Annotated in this window: 16 protein-coding genes; 2 read left to right on the top strand and 14 right to left on the bottom strand. The window is 34.5% G+C overall.

All coding sequences use genetic code 11. The features are described from left to right. Positions 1 to 17: 17 nt before the first annotated feature. Positions 18 to 311 (bottom strand): post-transcriptional regulator, encoded by a 294-nt coding sequence (locus FS935_RS13460; protein WP_146949133.1) that lies wholly within the window; start codon positions 309 to 311, stop codon positions 18 to 20. 140 nt (positions 312 to 451) lie between these two features. Here FS935_RS13460 and spoVB point away from each other — a divergent pair, with 140 nt between their 5' ends. Beyond that, positions 452 to 2,020 carry a stage V sporulation protein B gene (gene spoVB / locus FS935_RS13465; RefSeq protein ID WP_146949134.1) on the top strand — a complete coding sequence of 523 codons (1,569 nt, stop codon included), beginning with the start codon at positions 452 to 454 and terminating at the stop codon, positions 2,018 to 2,020. A gap of 152 nt (positions 2,021 to 2,172) precedes the next feature. Here the strand turns inward: spoVB and FS935_RS13470 are convergent, their stop codons facing one another. Both FS935_RS13470 and FS935_RS13475 read right to left on the bottom strand, forming a co-directional pair. Beyond that, on the bottom strand, positions 2,173 to 2,829 hold the full coding sequence (locus FS935_RS13470) for a DUF421 domain-containing protein (protein WP_146949135.1): 657 nt from the start codon (positions 2,827 to 2,829) through the stop codon (positions 2,173 to 2,175). 75 nt (positions 2,830 to 2,904) lie between these two features. Further along, on the bottom strand, positions 2,905 to 4,197 hold the full coding sequence (locus tag FS935_RS13475) for an ArsB/NhaD family transporter (protein ID WP_146949136.1): 1,293 nt from the start codon (positions 4,195 to 4,197) through the stop codon (positions 2,905 to 2,907). Between the two features lie 391 nt (positions 4,198 to 4,588). On the opposite strand from FS935_RS13475, the gene FS935_RS13480 reads away from it, so the two are divergent. Further along, on the top strand, positions 4,589 to 4,975 hold the full coding sequence (locus FS935_RS13480; RefSeq protein ID WP_146949137.1) for a TIGR04086 family membrane protein: 387 nt from the start codon (positions 4,589 to 4,591) through the stop codon (positions 4,973 to 4,975). 189 nt (positions 4,976 to 5,164) lie between these two features. Here the strand turns inward: FS935_RS13480 and yajC are convergent, their stop codons facing one another. From yajC to nadC, 11 genes are all read right to left on the bottom strand, one after another. Next, positions 5,165 to 5,425, bottom strand: coding sequence for a preprotein translocase subunit YajC (yajC, locus tag FS935_RS13485; RefSeq protein WP_146949138.1), 261 nt, complete (start codon positions 5,423 to 5,425; stop codon positions 5,165 to 5,167). Between the two features lie 26 nt (positions 5,426 to 5,451). Then, the gene (gene tgt / locus FS935_RS13490) at positions 5,452 to 6,597 is read right to left on the bottom strand and encodes a tRNA guanosine(34) transglycosylase Tgt (protein ID WP_146949139.1); all 1,146 of its coding nucleotides are present in this window, start codon (positions 6,595 to 6,597) and stop codon (positions 5,452 to 5,454) included. A 90-nt stretch (positions 6,598 to 6,687) separates the two neighbouring features. Continuing rightward, the gene (queA, locus tag FS935_RS13495) at positions 6,688 to 7,716 is read right to left on the bottom strand and encodes a tRNA preQ1(34) S-adenosylmethionine ribosyltransferase-isomerase QueA (protein WP_146949140.1); all 1,029 of its coding nucleotides are present in this window, start codon (positions 7,714 to 7,716) and stop codon (positions 6,688 to 6,690) included. A 29-nt stretch (positions 7,717 to 7,745) separates the two neighbouring features. Further along, on the bottom strand, positions 7,746 to 7,946 hold the full coding sequence (locus FS935_RS13500) for a DUF2905 domain-containing protein (RefSeq protein ID WP_146949141.1): 201 nt from the start codon (positions 7,944 to 7,946) through the stop codon (positions 7,746 to 7,748). Beyond that, positions 7,939 to 8,943, bottom strand: coding sequence for a Holliday junction branch migration DNA helicase RuvB (gene ruvB, locus FS935_RS13505; RefSeq protein WP_146949142.1), 1,005 nt, complete (start codon positions 8,941 to 8,943; stop codon positions 7,939 to 7,941). Before ruvB ends, FS935_RS13500 begins: the two co-directional genes overlap by 8 nt. 9 nt (positions 8,944 to 8,952) lie before the next feature. Next, positions 8,953 to 9,561: a Holliday junction branch migration protein RuvA gene (gene ruvA, locus FS935_RS13510; protein ID WP_146949143.1), complete on the bottom strand. Its 609-nt coding sequence runs from the start codon at positions 9,559 to 9,561 to the stop codon at positions 8,953 to 8,955. Positions 9,562 to 10,157: 596 nt separating this feature from the next. Continuing rightward, a complete protein-coding gene (locus FS935_RS13515; protein ID WP_240050912.1) occupies positions 10,158 to 10,691 on the bottom strand; it encodes an intercompartmental signaling factor BofC in 534 nt (177 codons plus the stop codon). 123 nt (positions 10,692 to 10,814) lie between these two features. Next, positions 10,815 to 11,528, bottom strand: a complete 714-nt coding sequence (locus FS935_RS13520; RefSeq protein ID WP_158638609.1) for a YhcN/YlaJ family sporulation lipoprotein — start codon at positions 11,526 to 11,528, stop codon at positions 10,815 to 10,817. 413 nt (positions 11,529 to 11,941) lie between these two features. Further along, on the bottom strand, positions 11,942 to 13,300 hold the full coding sequence (gene safA, locus FS935_RS24230) for a SafA/ExsA family spore coat assembly protein (protein ID WP_146949145.1): 1,359 nt from the start codon (positions 13,298 to 13,300) through the stop codon (positions 11,942 to 11,944). A gap of 807 nt (positions 13,301 to 14,107) precedes the next feature. Further along, the gene (nadA, locus tag FS935_RS13530; protein ID WP_240050920.1) at positions 14,108 to 15,178 is read right to left on the bottom strand and encodes a quinolinate synthase NadA; all 1,071 of its coding nucleotides are present in this window, start codon (positions 15,176 to 15,178) and stop codon (positions 14,108 to 14,110) included. A gap of 50 nt (positions 15,179 to 15,228) precedes the next feature. Beyond that, entirely contained in the window at positions 15,229 to 16,059 is an 831-nt protein-coding gene (gene nadC / locus FS935_RS13535) for a carboxylating nicotinate-nucleotide diphosphorylase (RefSeq protein WP_146949147.1), read from the bottom strand.

The following is a 16,059-nucleotide window of genomic DNA, read 5'->3' on the forward strand; positions in this document are numbered from 1 at the left end:
ATTGAATGGAAGCAATGCTAAATAAGACCTTTTAGTAGATCTTTTCCTTCATCACTATCAAACCAGTTATCTTTTTTAAACGATTCGACTGTTGCATAGTTCATGAAGTCACCTACTTTAAGTGACAAAACATCACGAACAACTTCATGGACAAACAATTCAGGAGTTTTTCTCCATTTTTTATTTTTCAAGAAGTTCCATACCTTCTCTTCTGACACATCACGATAGCCTAACAATATAAATTCCTCTAGCTTGCTTCTTATCGCTGGCTTTACATGATCTCTAAAACTATCAAATGGTTGCTTGTCCATATAACCTCTCCTTATTAAAAATTCTTATGTAAACTTTCAGTGTTCATATATTCTATACAGAACTTGTCATGCTTGGCCTAATCCTGTGCATATAGTAATTGTATAGCATTACACGTTATTTGAGAAGGCAGGGGAAAGGAATGTCAAAGCAAACGTTTCTAAAAGGAACGCTTATTTTAATATTAGCAGGATTTATCACACGTGTCTTAGGCTTTATTAATCGAATTGTTGTTGCAAGATTTATCGGTGAAGAAGGTGTAGGTTTATATATGATGGCTGTTCCTACACTCGTTTTAACTATTACCATTACACAACTTGGCTTACCTGTAGCGATATCAAAATTAGTTGCTGAAGCTGAAGCTCAGGGAGATCAAAGAAAGATAAAGAAAATTCTTGTTGTTTCATTGTCTATTACAGGTTTGCTTAGCTTAATCTTCACTCCAACAATGTTTTTTCTTTCACCTTACCTAGCTGAATTATTTAGGGATAGTCGAACAGTATGGCCATTATATGCGATTGCACCAGTTGTACCAATTGTTGCGATCTCGTCAGTTATTCGCGGTTATTTTCAAGGAAAACAAAACATGCGCCCTGCTGCTGTTTCTCAAGTATTAGAACAAATTGTTAGGATTTCATTAGTAGCCATCTTAACAAGTGCTTTCCTACCATACGGAATTGAATATGCGGCGGCTGGTGCTATGATTTCTGCTGTCATCGGAGAATTAGTTTCTCTTATTTACCTTTTAACCATGTTTAAGCTCAAGAAAAAAATGAGAATCCGAAGAAAGTTTTTTAAATCTGCTAAAAATGGTAAAGATACTTTTCAACAATTAATGAGTATTGCATTACCAACTACTGGAAGCAGATTCATAGGATCCATTGCATGGTTTTTTGAACCTATCGTTGTAGCAAATAGTCTAGCCATAGCCGGTGTTGCAACAGCTGTTGCAACAAGTCAATATGGTGGACTAACTGGTTATGCACTACCATTACTTATGTTACCTTCTTTTATTACATATTCTCTTTCTACCTCATTGGTTCCTGCAATTAGTGAAGCAATGGCGCAAAATCAACTTAAGCTTGTTGAGCATCGACTTCAGCAGGCGATTAGATTATCGATTGTAAGTGGTGGTCTTTCTTGTGTTGTGTTATATGTTTTTGCTGAACCATTGATGACTGTTATGTATGGTAGTAGTAAATCAGCCATTTTCGTTCAAGTAATGGCGCCATTTTTTATTTTCTACTATTTCCAAGGCCCATTACAAGCTGTTTTACAAGCATTGGACTTAGCTAAAGCAGCAATGATCAATAGCCTAATAGGATCTGCAGTAAAAACCGCTTTAATCTTTGCCTTAGCAACAAGACCTTCATTGGGAATTATGGGAGCAGCTTTAGCAATAGTAATTGGTATCATGCTTGTTACATTATTACATTTCGCAACTGTAATGAAGGTTATACCATTCACTATATATGTGAAGGATTATATAAAAAGTGGTTTGACTATGGTCATTTCTGGAGTAGCTGGTTACCTATTTTACGAAAATGTAATCCTTAATTCTTCAAGTATTCTTCGGTTAATATCAGCATTAACAGTTACATCCATCATCTACTGCTTGCTGTTATTTGTTTTGAATTTAGTGGAAAAAGATGAAGTGAAACGGATACCTTATGTTGGTGGATTTTTAGCAAAATTAATACCTGTTAAATAATTGCCAATACAAAAAATCGACAGCTATATGACCTAGCTGTCGATTTTTTGTATCCTGTTACTTTTAAAAATAGTAGTAAATTGAAAACAACAGGTTAATAAACAGGCGAAAAAAAGTATGGTTTTATCCCTATCCTCAGTAAATAGGATATTCTATTTTTTTTCATCCTTTATATCAATAAAAAAAATCCCTTTTCCAAAGGTACATAATGATATTGCACTAATATCTTTATATCCTAATTTACGAAGCTGCTGCCTTAACCATAGATTATTTTTGTCAATTACTTTTAAATTGTCTTCATTTATCTGTCCATCAACAATTAGTGGCACCTGCAGCTCAGGTTGCTTTTTTTGCTTTTTTTGTTTTTCTATTACTGAAAGTTTGCCAGTTGGCTCTAAAATGGCAAATTCGACGTCGGCCACATTACTAATATTTTTATCGCGTAATTGTGTCATTAAATCATCAAAATTATAACGTTGTGTTTTCATGGCATGCTCATCCACTTTTCCCCGATTTATGATGATTGTTGGTTTTCCATCTAATAGATGTCTAATTTTTTGGTTTTTCAAAGACAAGTAGGCGAGAGAGATTTGAATAATCATTAATAAGGTCATTGGAACAACTGTATGAATTAATGGATCTTTTTCGTCCTCAATAGCTGTAACAGCCATTTCAGCGATCATAATAAAAACCACTAAATCGAGTATACTTAATTCTCCAATCTCCCTTTTACCCATTAAACGAAAAATAATAACGATTAAGAAATAAAGAAAAAGTGTACGAGCCACAATGGTTAGAAACCACTCCATAATATGGCCTCCTTATCAGCATGCAGTTTATTATTACTTAGTTTGAGCGATAAGTTTATATTTATGTAACTGTATTTAATTTGTAAAATGAATTAGATATCTAAAATAGATATAAATAGATGAAATAAAAAGAGATATGATCACTATTGGGAAACCTACCTTTAGAAACTCAATAAAGCTTATATGCTCTTTTTCTTTGGCTGCTAATCCTGCGACAACTAAATTTGAGCTTGCACCTAACAACGTTCCATTTCCACCTAAGCAAGCACCTAGTGCCAATGACCACCATAAAGGATCGAGATTTGTCATACCATAATCCTGGAATTCTGTTATAACTGGGATCATTGCCGCTACAAACGGGATATTATCTACAAAACCTGATAACACTCCTGTCATCCAAAGAATTAACATAGAAGTCTTCGGTAAATCACCTTCAGTATAAAACACTAGGCCCCTAGCTAATTCATCGATTATTCCAACCTCTTCAAGACCTCCAATTAACATAAATAAACCGATAAAGAAAAATAATGTTCCCCACTCCACCTGTTTAAAAACCTCTTCAGGTTTGTACTCATCCTCAGTTAACAAAAGCAATAATAATGCACCTGCTAAAGAAACACTTGTTAAATCTATGTGAAGAATCGGATTTAATACAAAACCAGATATCGTCATACAGAGTACAGCTAGTGATTTAGGTAACGCTGCTGTTACTTTTAAGTAGTCAGATGCTTTTATTGAAGATAATTTCACTTGATCAATGTGATTTACATTTAACTTACTCCAGTAAAGAATGATTAAATAAATTAATACAACTGCATAGATAATTAAAACAATCGGACTCAAGTGAAAAAGAAAAGCATTGAATGTTAAATGCTCCACCGCCTGACCGATCATAATATTAGGTGGATCACCAATTAAAGTTGCTGTTCCTCCAATATTAGAAGCAATGATTATAGAGATTAAGTAAGGCATTGCAGGAATATCAAGCATTCTAACTATTGTTAAGATGATTGGAACTAATAACAAAACCATCGTTACATTTGCCAAAAATGCTGAGCCAATTGCAGTTAATGTAGATATCACTATGAGAAGTGGTATCGGCTTTCCTCCAACTGCTTTTGCCATAACGATCGCGACATATTCAAATACACCTGTTTGACTTGTAATAATAACAATAAGCATCATTGAAAATAATAAAGCGATTGTATTCCAATCAATATATGATAAAAAAGCTTTGTTCACATCATATATCCCTACTATGAGCATAACAACTCCGCCAAATCCTGCTGCTACAGCTCTATCAATTTTTTCAGTCATAATAATAAAATATGTTACGAGAAAGATGATAACAGTTAAAATTGTAAGCATCGTTTATCCCCCTTGAAAGCACAAATGTCCTAGTGCTTTGCTTCATGTGCACTTTTAGTACAACAATTTCTCTATATGCTTTATTAGCTTTTTGAAACTTTTATATGGCTATTTTCATAAACTATGTTACTCCTAGAACTTCGATTTAAAAACAAAGCAACAAAGCAATCTACCCTTTCATATAAGCATTAAAAATCTATCTATAGTATTATTGATTTCTTTTCAATGTTTTTTAGTATCTACCACCATGGTACATGTCCTCTTTACCATCATATGATGCAAGTCCACTAAAATATTTATAGTCTTTTTTTTTCTTCTATGAATATTCTGTAATAAGACGAGCTACAACAAGCTTTGGTACTTTTTTTATTTTTTAGGGGGGGACGTTAAAATGGAAACAAAAAGATGGGGAAAAGCGATTCTTTATGGTCTCATTACAATATTTGTGATCGCTTTAGTGACAAGCTTAACTTTTTCTTTATTATTAAAATTTACTAGTCTCACAGAATCTTCTATTACATGGGTATTACTAGGCATTTCATTATTGACTTTATTTATCGGTGGATTTGTTGCTGGAGGTAATGGTAAAGAAAAGGGTTGGTTAATTGGGGGGATAACTGCGTTACTTTATTCGCTAATTATTCTTCTATTTAAATTTTTGGGTCACGGACAGGTATTTACTACTGAAGAGTTGATGTATCATGGAGGATTTTTATTAATTGCAATGTTAGGTGGAGTTTTTGGCGTTAATTTGTCTGCATCAAGAGAAGGTAAATAAGATGGTGCATTTTGTCATCACCGATAAACTAAGATGAGCATTGACTGAGTTCCTAGGGAGATAATCTGAAGACATATAGGACATACCATTCGCTAGACACCGATACTAGGTTACCTTTCTTTCCTTATAAAAGACCATACAAAAAAAACAGGGGTTAATCCCTGTTTCTTTTTGTATGTATCTTACTTATTAGTCTTTTGGTACTTCACGTACTGAACGACGATCAAACGTTAAACGAGTACCGTCACCAACTTTTAAGACAATCTTATTTTCATCGATTGAATCAAGAATACCGTGAAGTCCGCCAATTGTAATAATCTTGTCGCCTTTTTGTAGGCTGTTCTGCATTTCGCGAACCGCTTTTTGTTGCTTTTGTTGCGGACGAATTAGCAAGAAGTAAAAGATCGCAAACATTAACACTAACGGTAAAACTGTTGTTAACATATCCATTGAATATCACCCCTTTCAAGCATGTATTAAAAGTTCTTTGCATTTGGTTTATTGAAACCATATTTTTCAAAGAATTCATCGCGGAAATCGCCTAGACGATCCTCACGAATAGCTTGTCTAACTTGCTCCATTAAGTTTACCAGAAAATATAGATTATGATAAGATGTTAATCTTAATCCGAAGGTTTCTTCAGATTTTATTAAGTGTCGAATATATGCTCTTGAATAGTTTTTACATGTATAGCAATCACAATTTTCATCAAGAGGACCGAAATCTCTAGCGAATTTTGCATTTTTCACAACAAGACGACCTTCACTTGTCATTAGTGTACCATTTCTTGCAATACGTGTTGGTAAAACACAATCAAACATATCAATACCACGGATCGCACCATCAATTAACGAATCAGGAGATCCTACACCCATTAAATAACGAGGTTTATTATCAGGCATAAGTGGTGTTGTAAAATCCAACACTCTGTTCATAACGTCCTTTGGTTCTCCAACTGATAATCCACCAACCGCATATCCTGGGAAATCTAATGATACTAAATCTCTTGCACTTTGTTTACGTAGTTCTTCATATTCTCCGCCTTGAATAATTCCAAATAACCCTTGATCATTTGGTCTTTGGTGAGCTTCTAAACAGCGCTCAGCCCATCGGCTTGTTCTTTCAACTGACTTCTTCATATAATCATATTCAGCAGGATATGGTGGACATTCATCAAAAGCCATCATAATATCTGATCCTAAATCATTTTGAATATGCATAGCCTTTTCAGGTGAAAGGAATAGCTTATCACCATTTAAATGATTACGGAAGTGAACTCCCTCTTCCTCAATACGACGGAAATCACTTAAGCTAAATACTTGAAATCCACCAGAATCTGTTAAAATAGATCGATCCCAATTCATAAATTTATGTAATCCACCAGCTTCTTTAACAATCTCATTACCTGGACGAAGCCAAAGATGATAGGTATTACTTAGAATAATACCAGCACCCATTTGCTTCAAGTCCTCAGGTGACATTGTTTTTACAGTTGCAAGTGTTCCTACAGGCATAAAAACTGGTGTTTCAAAGCTACCATGTGGAGTATGAACGATTCCAAGTCTTGCACCTGTTTGTTTGCATGTTTTAATCAGTTCGTAACGAATTGGTGATGTTGACACCTATATTTCCTCCTTAATAGAAAGTGTATGTTATTATCCAAAGAAGATATGAACATACACTAATTAACTGTCTTAATTATCTTACTAAAATTAAATAATTAGCATGGCATCTCCAAAACTAAAAAATCTATACTGCTCTTTTACAGCTGTTTCATATGCGTTCATGACATTTTCTCTTGAAGCAAGAGCACTGACTAACATAATAAGCGAAGATTTAGGAAGATGGAAATTTGTAATCATTCCATCAATACCTTTAAATTCGTATCCTGGATAAATAAAGATATTTGTCCAACCGTTTTCTGAAACATATTGACCATTATGCTTTGATGCAATGGTTTCAAGCGTTCTAGTAGATGTTGTACCGACAGAAATAATACGGCCACCTTTTGCCCTTGTTTCATTTAAAAGGGCTGCAGTACCTTCTGTAACTTGATAGAATTCTGCATGCATTTCATGCTCCTCCACTGTATCTGCACTTACAGGCCGAAATGTGCCCAAACCAACATGAAGAGTTATAAAAGCAATATGTACCCCTTTTGATTTAAGTTGCTCAAGAATCTCCTCTGTAAAATGTAAACCAGCTGTCGGTGCAGCTGCTGACCCTATTTCACGAGAAAAAACAGTTTGATATCTCTCACGATCATCTAATTGTTCTTTAATATATGGTGGGAGAGGCATTTCTCCAAGTGTTTCAAGTACTTCATAAAAAATACCTTCATAGTCAAACTTTAATAATCGTCCACCATGTTCACTAGATCCAACACATGTAGCTTTCATGACACCTGAACCAAATGTAACGACTGTTCCTTCTTTGACACGCTTTGCAGGTTTAACAAGTGTTTCCCACACATTATCTTCCTGTTGTTTTAATAAGAGAATTTCAATACTTGCACCCGTGTCTTCTTTTACACCAAAAAGTCTTGCAGGCATAACTCTTGTATTATTCAACACAAGACAATCACCTTCATTGAAATAATCAATAATTGCCTTAAAAGACTCATGCTTTATTTCTCCTGTTTCTTTTTTTAGAACCATTAACCTTGAAGCATCTCTTTCCATAAGAGGAACCTGAGCAATCAGCTCTTCTGGGAGATGAAAATCAAATAATTCTACCTTCAATAAACTCACCTATTTTCTATCTAAACTTGTTACTTAAAACGACCTAAAATTGAAAAGACAATTGATAGCACTATGCTTATTACAATACAAGTTACTATTGGAAAAAAGACTGTGGTATTTCCTTTTTTAAAAATAAGGTCACCAGGTAGTTTACCAATAAATTGCATGAAAAATCCAATAACTAAAAGTAATCCACCTAATATCATGAGTATCTTAGGAAATTCAGTCATGATGTGGAGCCTCCATTTGAAAATGATCATAAACAAGATTTGTTACAACTCTTCCCCTTGGAGTTCGTTGGAGAAAACCAATTTGTAATAAATATGGCTCATAAACATCCTCGATTGTATGTGATTCTTCTCCTATTGTAGCCGAAATTGTATCAATCCCAACCGGTCCACCACGAAATTTTTCAATAATCCCTAACAATAGCTTATGATCAATATGATCTAAACCTAACTTATCAACCTGAAGTTTTTCCAAGGCATCAATTGCAAGTTCATATGTGATCGTATCTTCACCCATAACTTGAGCAAAATCTCTCACTCTTCTTAATAAACGATTAGCAATTCTAGGTGTACCTCTTGATCTTCTTGCCATTTCAATGGCACCATCATGCTTAATACCAATTTCAAGAATATCAGCTGTTCGCTCTATAATATGAGCCAATTGACTTTCATTATAGTACTCTAATCTGCTTAAAACTCCAAAGCGATCACGAAGCGGAGCCGTTAATAAGCCTACTCTTGTCGTGGCACCAATTAATGTAAAAGGAGGCAGATCAAGGCGAACAGATCTTGCTGTTGATCCCTTACCAATCACAATATCCAAACAAAAGTCCTCCATTGCTGGATATAATACCTCTTCAATTGAACGTTGTAATCGGTGGATTTCATCTATAAAAAGTACATCACCAGGTTCAAGTGCTGTCAAAATCGCCGCTAAATCACCGGGTCTTTCAATAGCAGGACCTGATGTTGTTCTAATATTTACACCCATCTCATTTGCAATTATCGTAGCCAAAGTGGTCTTTCCTAATCCTGGGGGACCGTACAAGAGGACATGGTCGAGAGTCTCACTTCTCATTTTTGCAGCTTCAATAAATACTTTAAGGTTTTCCTTTGCTTTATCTTGTCCGATATATTGTGATAATGTTTGTGGTCTTAAGCTTTGTTCGATATACGACTCTTGTAAATCTGCTTCACTGGACACAAGACGTTCATCCATATTTATCACCTATTTTAATAGCTTTTGCAATGCTTTTTTAATATAAAGATCTGTTGTTAAGCTTTCTTCCTGTAACGCAGGAAGAACTTTTTTAATTTCACGTTCAGCATAGCCTAACACTTTTAAAGCTTCAACTGCTTCATTTAATGCCTGGTTTGTTGTGTATTTTTGTTCTATATCTTCATGCGTAAATAAGTCTGGAGAATAAAGTGCGGCAACTTCTCCCAATTTACCTTTTAAGTCGAGAATAATTTGACGAGCAGTTTTTTTACCAACACCAGGAAATTTCACTAAAAACGTATCATTTTCATTTTCAATTGCTTCAATAACTTGTGATGGATTACCAGATGCTAAGATCGCAAGTGCGCCCTTTGGTCCAATCCCTGTTACGTTTAATAGCTTCATGAAAAGTGCTTTTTCCTCTCTAGATGGAAAGCCATATAAAGCTAATAAATCCTCACGAACATGTTGATATGTATAAACAATGATTTCTTCACTATTATTTTTTTTATAGCTAAAAGGATTAGGTGTATGAATTTGATATCCCATTCCTCTATGATCAATCACAATGTATTCAGGTGTTACATTATCCACATACCCTTTAATAAATTCAATCATTTCCTTCACCTCTTATTGACTGTACCTCATTGTATCAAAAAATTTGACTAATCAGAAGTATAATTCAATACAATAAAAAAACACGTACAATTGTTCCCTTATATTTTACCATGATATGAAGGAATTTGTATGAATTTATTAAAGAGTAATTTGTGGAGTGTTTGTAAAAGTACTCTGTGGTATCTTTGATTCTTATAATAGTAACCTAGTATACGGTGAAATTTGTTTTTACAGGTAATTAGCAGTAGAGATCCTTCACAAAAAGGCAACTACTCATTAAGAAGATTGCAAAACTAAGAAAAAATATATTTTGTGAACGTTAACATTTAGTTATTGATTTTGATTTAGTAGATTTGTCTTCGATTATTTGAATTTGTCTTCGATTTTTCTGATTTATCTTCGATTATTGTGATTTATCTTCGATTATTGTAATTTATCTCCGATTAGACACTTTACGACAAAAAACCTCAGATAAGGTCCTGCATTTAATCTAAAATATAATGATTTGGGTACAACAACTTTTCAATAAATAATTCTTTTCAAAAATAGTAAAAAGAAAAAAAGCTAACCAGAAAAAATCTAAGTTAGCAAAACACCTACTTCTTTTCAGCTTTTGAATACGTCTCAAACATTTTTATTACTTCTAAGTATTGATCTTTTGTTTGTATTCTTATGCCTTGAATTAATTCGTCATGCTTATGACTTTCAAGCTTATCCATATCAATTTGAAAAAAAGATTGAATAACTTCACTTGTTTCTGGTCTGCCATTAAATATGGAGAGTGTCCCATCTCCAGCAATACCAAAATATCCATTTGTCTTTAGTAAAGGTGAAATATCATCAATATTCTTTTTAAAAACAACTCGTTCTTCATTTTGATCAACAAGCTGCCAGCTCTCATATGATGCCCAAAAATCCTCCATAGAAAGGATTGTTTCTTTCGTGATCTCTTCACTAACTTCTCCGTCTAAATATTTCCGCTGTAAGATAACCTCAATTGTTAATGGATCTCTTACACTTTGTTCTTCTGCTCTTATATACTGATGACTACCGTTTGTTACTGTGATACTTACAATAAAAACAAGAATACAACAAACAGTAATGATGTGACCACGATGAAACTTACTCACCAATCTCACCTCGTTCATAAAATTCATTAAACACAATCTCAATTATTATTGTGACCATTTATAGAAGGATTATCCAAAAAAGATCAATAAAAAAAAGGGGCTTTGCCCCCTCTTTACGAAAATTTAGCGCTCACCATTAAATGGACGTTGAATAGCATCACCTAAATCTTCCATTAAATCATTAACATCCGTATCAATAGCTTCTCTATCTCCACCATTTCGAATATCATTGTCAATATTTCGTATACGAGTAAATGTTCCTTCATCAGTAATAACTTGGACATTTCTGCCTTCAGTCATTTTTCTTATTTCACTCGTGATTTTCTCTTTCATATCTGCATCGTTTCTGTCATTAGTATCAACAGCAACGATTACATTATCATCGGTTACTAAAACACGAGCATCATCTACGTTGTCAATTTTTTCAACTGCGTTCTTTACTTTATCTGAAACTGCTCCATCTCCACGATTGTAATATCCAACCTCGTTTAAGTGTCCATGATAATTTGCGTCACCATGACTAAAACGATTATCTCTTACAAGACCGTTATCCCGGTCACCTAAAGGCACTGTTGGATTTGACATGTTACGATTGTCATAACGATCATTTACACGACGAAAATAATTATCTTCGTCATTCATGCCATCCAGCATTTCTGTGATAGGTCCTTCATTATCAACATCTGTATTTTCATTTGAATAGTATCCAATAGGTCGAGTATTGTTATCATAATCTCCATTATTTAAGGCACCTTCATTATTACCATTACAAGCTGTTAAACTCGTTGTTAATAGAGCGATTGCCGTTAAAGTAGAAGCCTTTTTACTGTTTATCAAAACAAAAACCTCCCTGTTTAGATACACTCAAATTAAGCAATCAATTATGAATTGCTCATTACCTATGATGTGCTTGAAACAGGAAGTTAAGTCTGTTACTTTACGGCAACTTGTTTAAATAATGGAGATTCGTTTATTTTCGACCGAAAACAAGGGAAGTTTTTTGTATGTAATATAAGGCTCTTTTCTAAAAGATTGTTGCTTTAAGACGTCATTTCCTGTTGCAACCAGTTTGTTATCGCATAAAAGGTACAAATTGCAAAAAAAAAAGATGCCACTAGACTTTATACATACAGAGTTGTTAATACATACAGAGTTGTTTCTATCATGATTCTAAAAACAACAAAGTTTACGAAATTAACCTAATATAAAAAACAGGGAATGAATAAATCATCCCCTGTTTGTCGTAAGTTTTAATCTTCCTCTTCTTCACGATCATAATTTGGCATACCAAACATCTGCGCACTTGGATCAAGTTGACCTGGTTGACCTGGTTGACCTGGTTGACCTGGGTATGGTGTTTGATTATAGCCATATGGATTATAACCATATGGTGATGGTGCATAACCTTGTGGAGCCATGTATGGTTGTTGCATTGGGTATCCACCATAAGGCTGCTGAGCCATAGGATAGCCTTGTTGATATGGATATGGATTTGCATATTGTTGTGGTGACGGACCTCCACAGCCACAATCATCCTGATCATAAGCAGGAGCTACTTGAGGATATGGCTGATTTGGCATATTTGCATATTCTCCCTCATGTGCTTCTCCATAAGCACCCATCACTTGGTTTGGATATCCCAGTCCTGTACCTGGCATAACTGGGGAAACTGGTACACCTGCATATGGGTTTACAGGAAATCCATGTCCTTGCCCATAATGAGCTGGAGCTACTGCCTGTTGATAAGGCATATAAGGTTGATTTGGTACATTTTCATGATCATAATCATCATCTTCATCATAAGCTTCAGGACTCACAGCAGTTGGATATGGCTGATTCGGCATCATAGCAGGACCAGGCGCATAAGGCATTTGTTGCATAGGATAATATGGTGGACAAAGTCCTGTTCCCGGTAATACAGGTGAAACTGGCACCATGTATTGTGGTGCTACATATTGCGGTTGTGGTTGATACATTGCCGGTTGATTATAGGCAGGCATCTGCATATTAGGCATGTTTGGTACATTCGGCATGTTGGCCATATCTTTTAAATCCTCCTCATGGTGTTCTTCTTTTGGTAGATAATATGGCTCTGTATGATGATTTTCCTTAGGCATTTCTTCGTCTACTTTTGTCATGTCAGGTAACACATTTGCTGGTTTCGGTGGTAGCTGTGGATTTCCCATTTGCGGCATCATTGCCATATTCACCGTATAATAATTATTCGCTTCCATCCCAGTATATACCGGATGTTGTGCATTAGGTACAGGCGGTATATAAGGTTTTGATGGTTTTTCTGTGATAGGTTCCTTAGGTACAGTGTCTTCTACATCTACAACTGCTTTTGGTTTTTCCTTAGCAAAAGGATGCTCCGCTAAAGGCATTTCTTTCTTAATTGGTGCTTCTTTTTGAATTGGTGCTTCCTTTTGAATTGGAGCTTCTTTTTTCACAGCTACATTTCCAGAAGGAACTTTGATTTTCATACCAGGCATAATTAAATCTGGATTACTTAATTGTGTATTCATGCTCTTTACTTCTTCAAAATTAACTCCATATTTTTTTGCAATCTTCCAAAGTGTATCGCCTTTTTGTACAATATGAATTTTCAATGCTTTCCCTCCTAAGCATAAAAAAAGTATCTGATGGATAATGAATCATAATGATTTTACAAAAACACCATTATTTTTCAGCAAAATATGAACATAAGCATAATGCCATTATTCTTCATAACAAGTTATGAGAAGAAATCAGTAAATATGATAAAAATTAATATAAAAGAAATGATTACCTCTCAAATGGCTATATTTATACCTATGTTTGTTTTATGGAAATTATTAAGGCTATTTTCGTATACTTTTTTGCTTTGAGTCGATTGAAGAAAGCAAAAATGTATAAAGACTAGTGGATTCTCTTCTCTTTAAAATAGTTATTTTATACAGTAAGTGCTTAATGAAAGAGGTCAAAAAAAAGAAGAACTGGCTTTATAATCAATAGTTCAAAAGATGAGCGGTATCACTAGTTGTTCAACTTTTGTTTTAGTTTGTAAAAGTTGATTAAAGAATTACTTATACAGAATAGGCTGGGACATAATTTAGAAGTCATACAAAAAGACGAATAAATTCAGTTAAACTGAAAGAAACAAGTTCATTCGACGGGGAGAAAGCTAAGCCACCTCAGCTTCGCCTGCTTAGGTCTCAGCTCTTCCTCTATTCACGTAGGAGTCGATTGTCTTCCTCTCCATTCCACTAGTTCTTAAAAATAGTAAACAAAATCAAAAACAACAAAAAACCCGAACTATTAGGTGAATGATTAATTAAAATATCACCTAATGATTCGGGTTTAACATTAGCTTAACTACTTATGTTAGTATGTTTTATATATTCTTTATTTTCACTAGGAAGTCATTTTTCTTCCTTTTATACATTTGCTAGCATACGATTTAGTGCTAATACTGCATCCTGAGTTATATGTTCAGGTACAACAATTCTGTTGGATGTTTCCCCTTTTTCTAGACCTTCTAATGTCCATAATAAGTGAGGAAGATCAATACGATTCATTGTTAAGCATGGACACATAAATGGATTTAATGAGACAATTTTCTTATCAGGATGCTGCTGAATGATTCTATTAACAAGATTCATTTCAGTCCCAACTGCCCACTTAGTTCCTGGTTCTGCCGCTTCGATCATATCGATAATGTATTTGGTAGATCCAGCATAATCAGATAAGCCTACAACTTCACGACTACATTCTGGATGAACAATAATATTCATGTCAGGCTCTGTTTTACGTATATGTTCGATGTTTTTCACAGTGAAGTTTTCATGAACAGAGCAATGCCCTTTCCAGAGAATAACCACAACGTCTTCGGGGTTTCCATCGTATTCTAATTCATTAGAGATAGGATTCCATATCGCCATCTTATCAAGAGGAACGCCCAAATCAAATGCAGTATTTCTTCCTAGATGTTGATCAGGTAAAAATAAGATTCGTTGTTTTTGTGAAAATGCCCACTCGAGCATTTTTTTAGCATTTGAAGATGTAACAGTAGCTCCGCCATTTTTTCCAACAAATGCCTTGATAGCAGCAGTAGAATTTACATATGTTAAAGGAAGAATGGTATCACCAAAAACATTTTGAAGTTTTTCCCATGCTCTGTCTGTTTGTTCAATATCAGCCATATCTGCCATAGAACAACCAGCTCTCATATCAGGTAATAAGACCTTTTGATGTTCAGTAGTAAGCATATCAGCTGTTTCCGCCATAAAGTGTACTCCACAAAAAACAATATATTCTGCGTCTTTATTTTCAGCAGCTGCTTGTGCTAGCTGTAATGAATCTCCTGTAACATCTGAGAACTTAACAACTTCATCTTTTTGGTAATGATGTCCTGGTATATACAATCTTGAACCAAACTTCTCTTTTATTTCTCTAACTCTTTTTTCCATCTCCTCAGTTGATCGTGTTTTATAAGATTCTGGCATCATCTCTTTTTTTTCATGTTCAAGAATATCTAATAATTCCACGTGTATCCCCCCTATTTTACATTTAAGCTAATATCCAATGATTTATATGAATGAGTTAACATTCCTAAAGAAATATAATCAACATTTGTATTTCGGTAATCTGCTAAATTATGAAATCCAATACCTCCAGAAGCCTCAGTTATAATTTGTTTGGGTGTTAGCTTAACAAATCTTGCTACTTCCTCTGGTGTTCGATTATCAAACATAATAACATCTGCTTTAGCTTCAATGGCTTCTAATAATTGTTCTTCAGTTTCAATTTCGACCTCGATTTTGACCATATGACCTGTTTTATTTCTTACTTCTTTCACAGCATTATAAATAGATCCCGCAAAAGCAATATGATTATCCTTAATCATGACTCCATCATACAATCCAAATCGATGGTTGAAGCCACCACCACAACGAACTGCATATTTTTCAAACATTCTTAGACCAGGTGATGTTTTTCTTGTATCACAAATTCTGGTAGAATCTGATTTCAGTAAGTTAATTGCTTGATTTGTTAAAGTAGCAATCCCACTCATCCGTTGCATTAAATTTAAAATAACACGCTCTCCACTTAAAATGACAGAAACAGGTCCTTCAATTTCAGCAATAATATCTCCCTTTTTTAATATATCTCCATCAAGCTTTTTTACGTTCACAAGAAGATCTGACTGAAACAGAGAATATCCTGCTTCTATAATACTAGCACCAGAGAAGATGCCATCTTCTTTTGCAACAATAACAGCTTCACCTCTAGCGGCTTCACCGAAGATTGTTGAACTGGAGATATCTAATTCTCCAAGATCCTCTAAAAAGAATTCTTCTAATTTTTTCTTTAATTTGATCGTATTCAA

It is taken from the genome of Metabacillus litoralis, from assembly GCF_007994985.1.
Lineage (GTDB): Bacteria > Bacillota > Bacilli > Bacillales > Bacillaceae > Metabacillus > Metabacillus litoralis.

Coding starts and splice junctions, on each gene's coding strand:
- FS935_RS13460 (WP_146949133.1), bottom strand. CDS start 311: ATGGACAAGCAACCATTTGATAGTTTTAGAGATCATGTAAAGCCAGCG.
- spoVB (WP_146949134.1), top strand. CDS start 452: ATGTCAAAGCAAACGTTTCTAAAAGGAACGCTTATTTTAATATTAGCA.
- FS935_RS13470 (WP_146949135.1), bottom strand. CDS start 2,829: ATGGAGTGGTTTCTAACCATTGTGGCTCGTACACTTTTTCTTTATTTC.
- FS935_RS13475 (WP_146949136.1), bottom strand. CDS start 4,197: ATGCTTACAATTTTAACTGTTATCATCTTTCTCGTAACATATTTTATT.
- FS935_RS13480 (WP_146949137.1), top strand. CDS start 4,589: ATGGAAACAAAAAGATGGGGAAAAGCGATTCTTTATGGTCTCATTACA.
- yajC (WP_146949138.1), bottom strand. CDS start 5,425: ATGGATATGTTAACAACAGTTTTACCGTTAGTGTTAATGTTTGCGATC.
- FS935_RS13500 (WP_146949141.1), bottom strand. CDS start 7,946: ATGACTGAATTTCCTAAGATACTCATGATATTAGGTGGATTACTTTTA.
- ruvB (WP_146949142.1), bottom strand. CDS start 8,943: ATGGATGAACGTCTTGTGTCCAGTGAAGCAGATTTACAAGAGTCGTAT.
- ruvA (WP_146949143.1), bottom strand. CDS start 9,561: ATGATTGAATTTATTAAAGGGTATGTGGATAATGTAACACCTGAATAC.
- nadA (WP_240050920.1), bottom strand. CDS start 15,178: ATGATGCCAGAATCTTATAAAACACGATCAACTGAGGAGATGGAAAAA.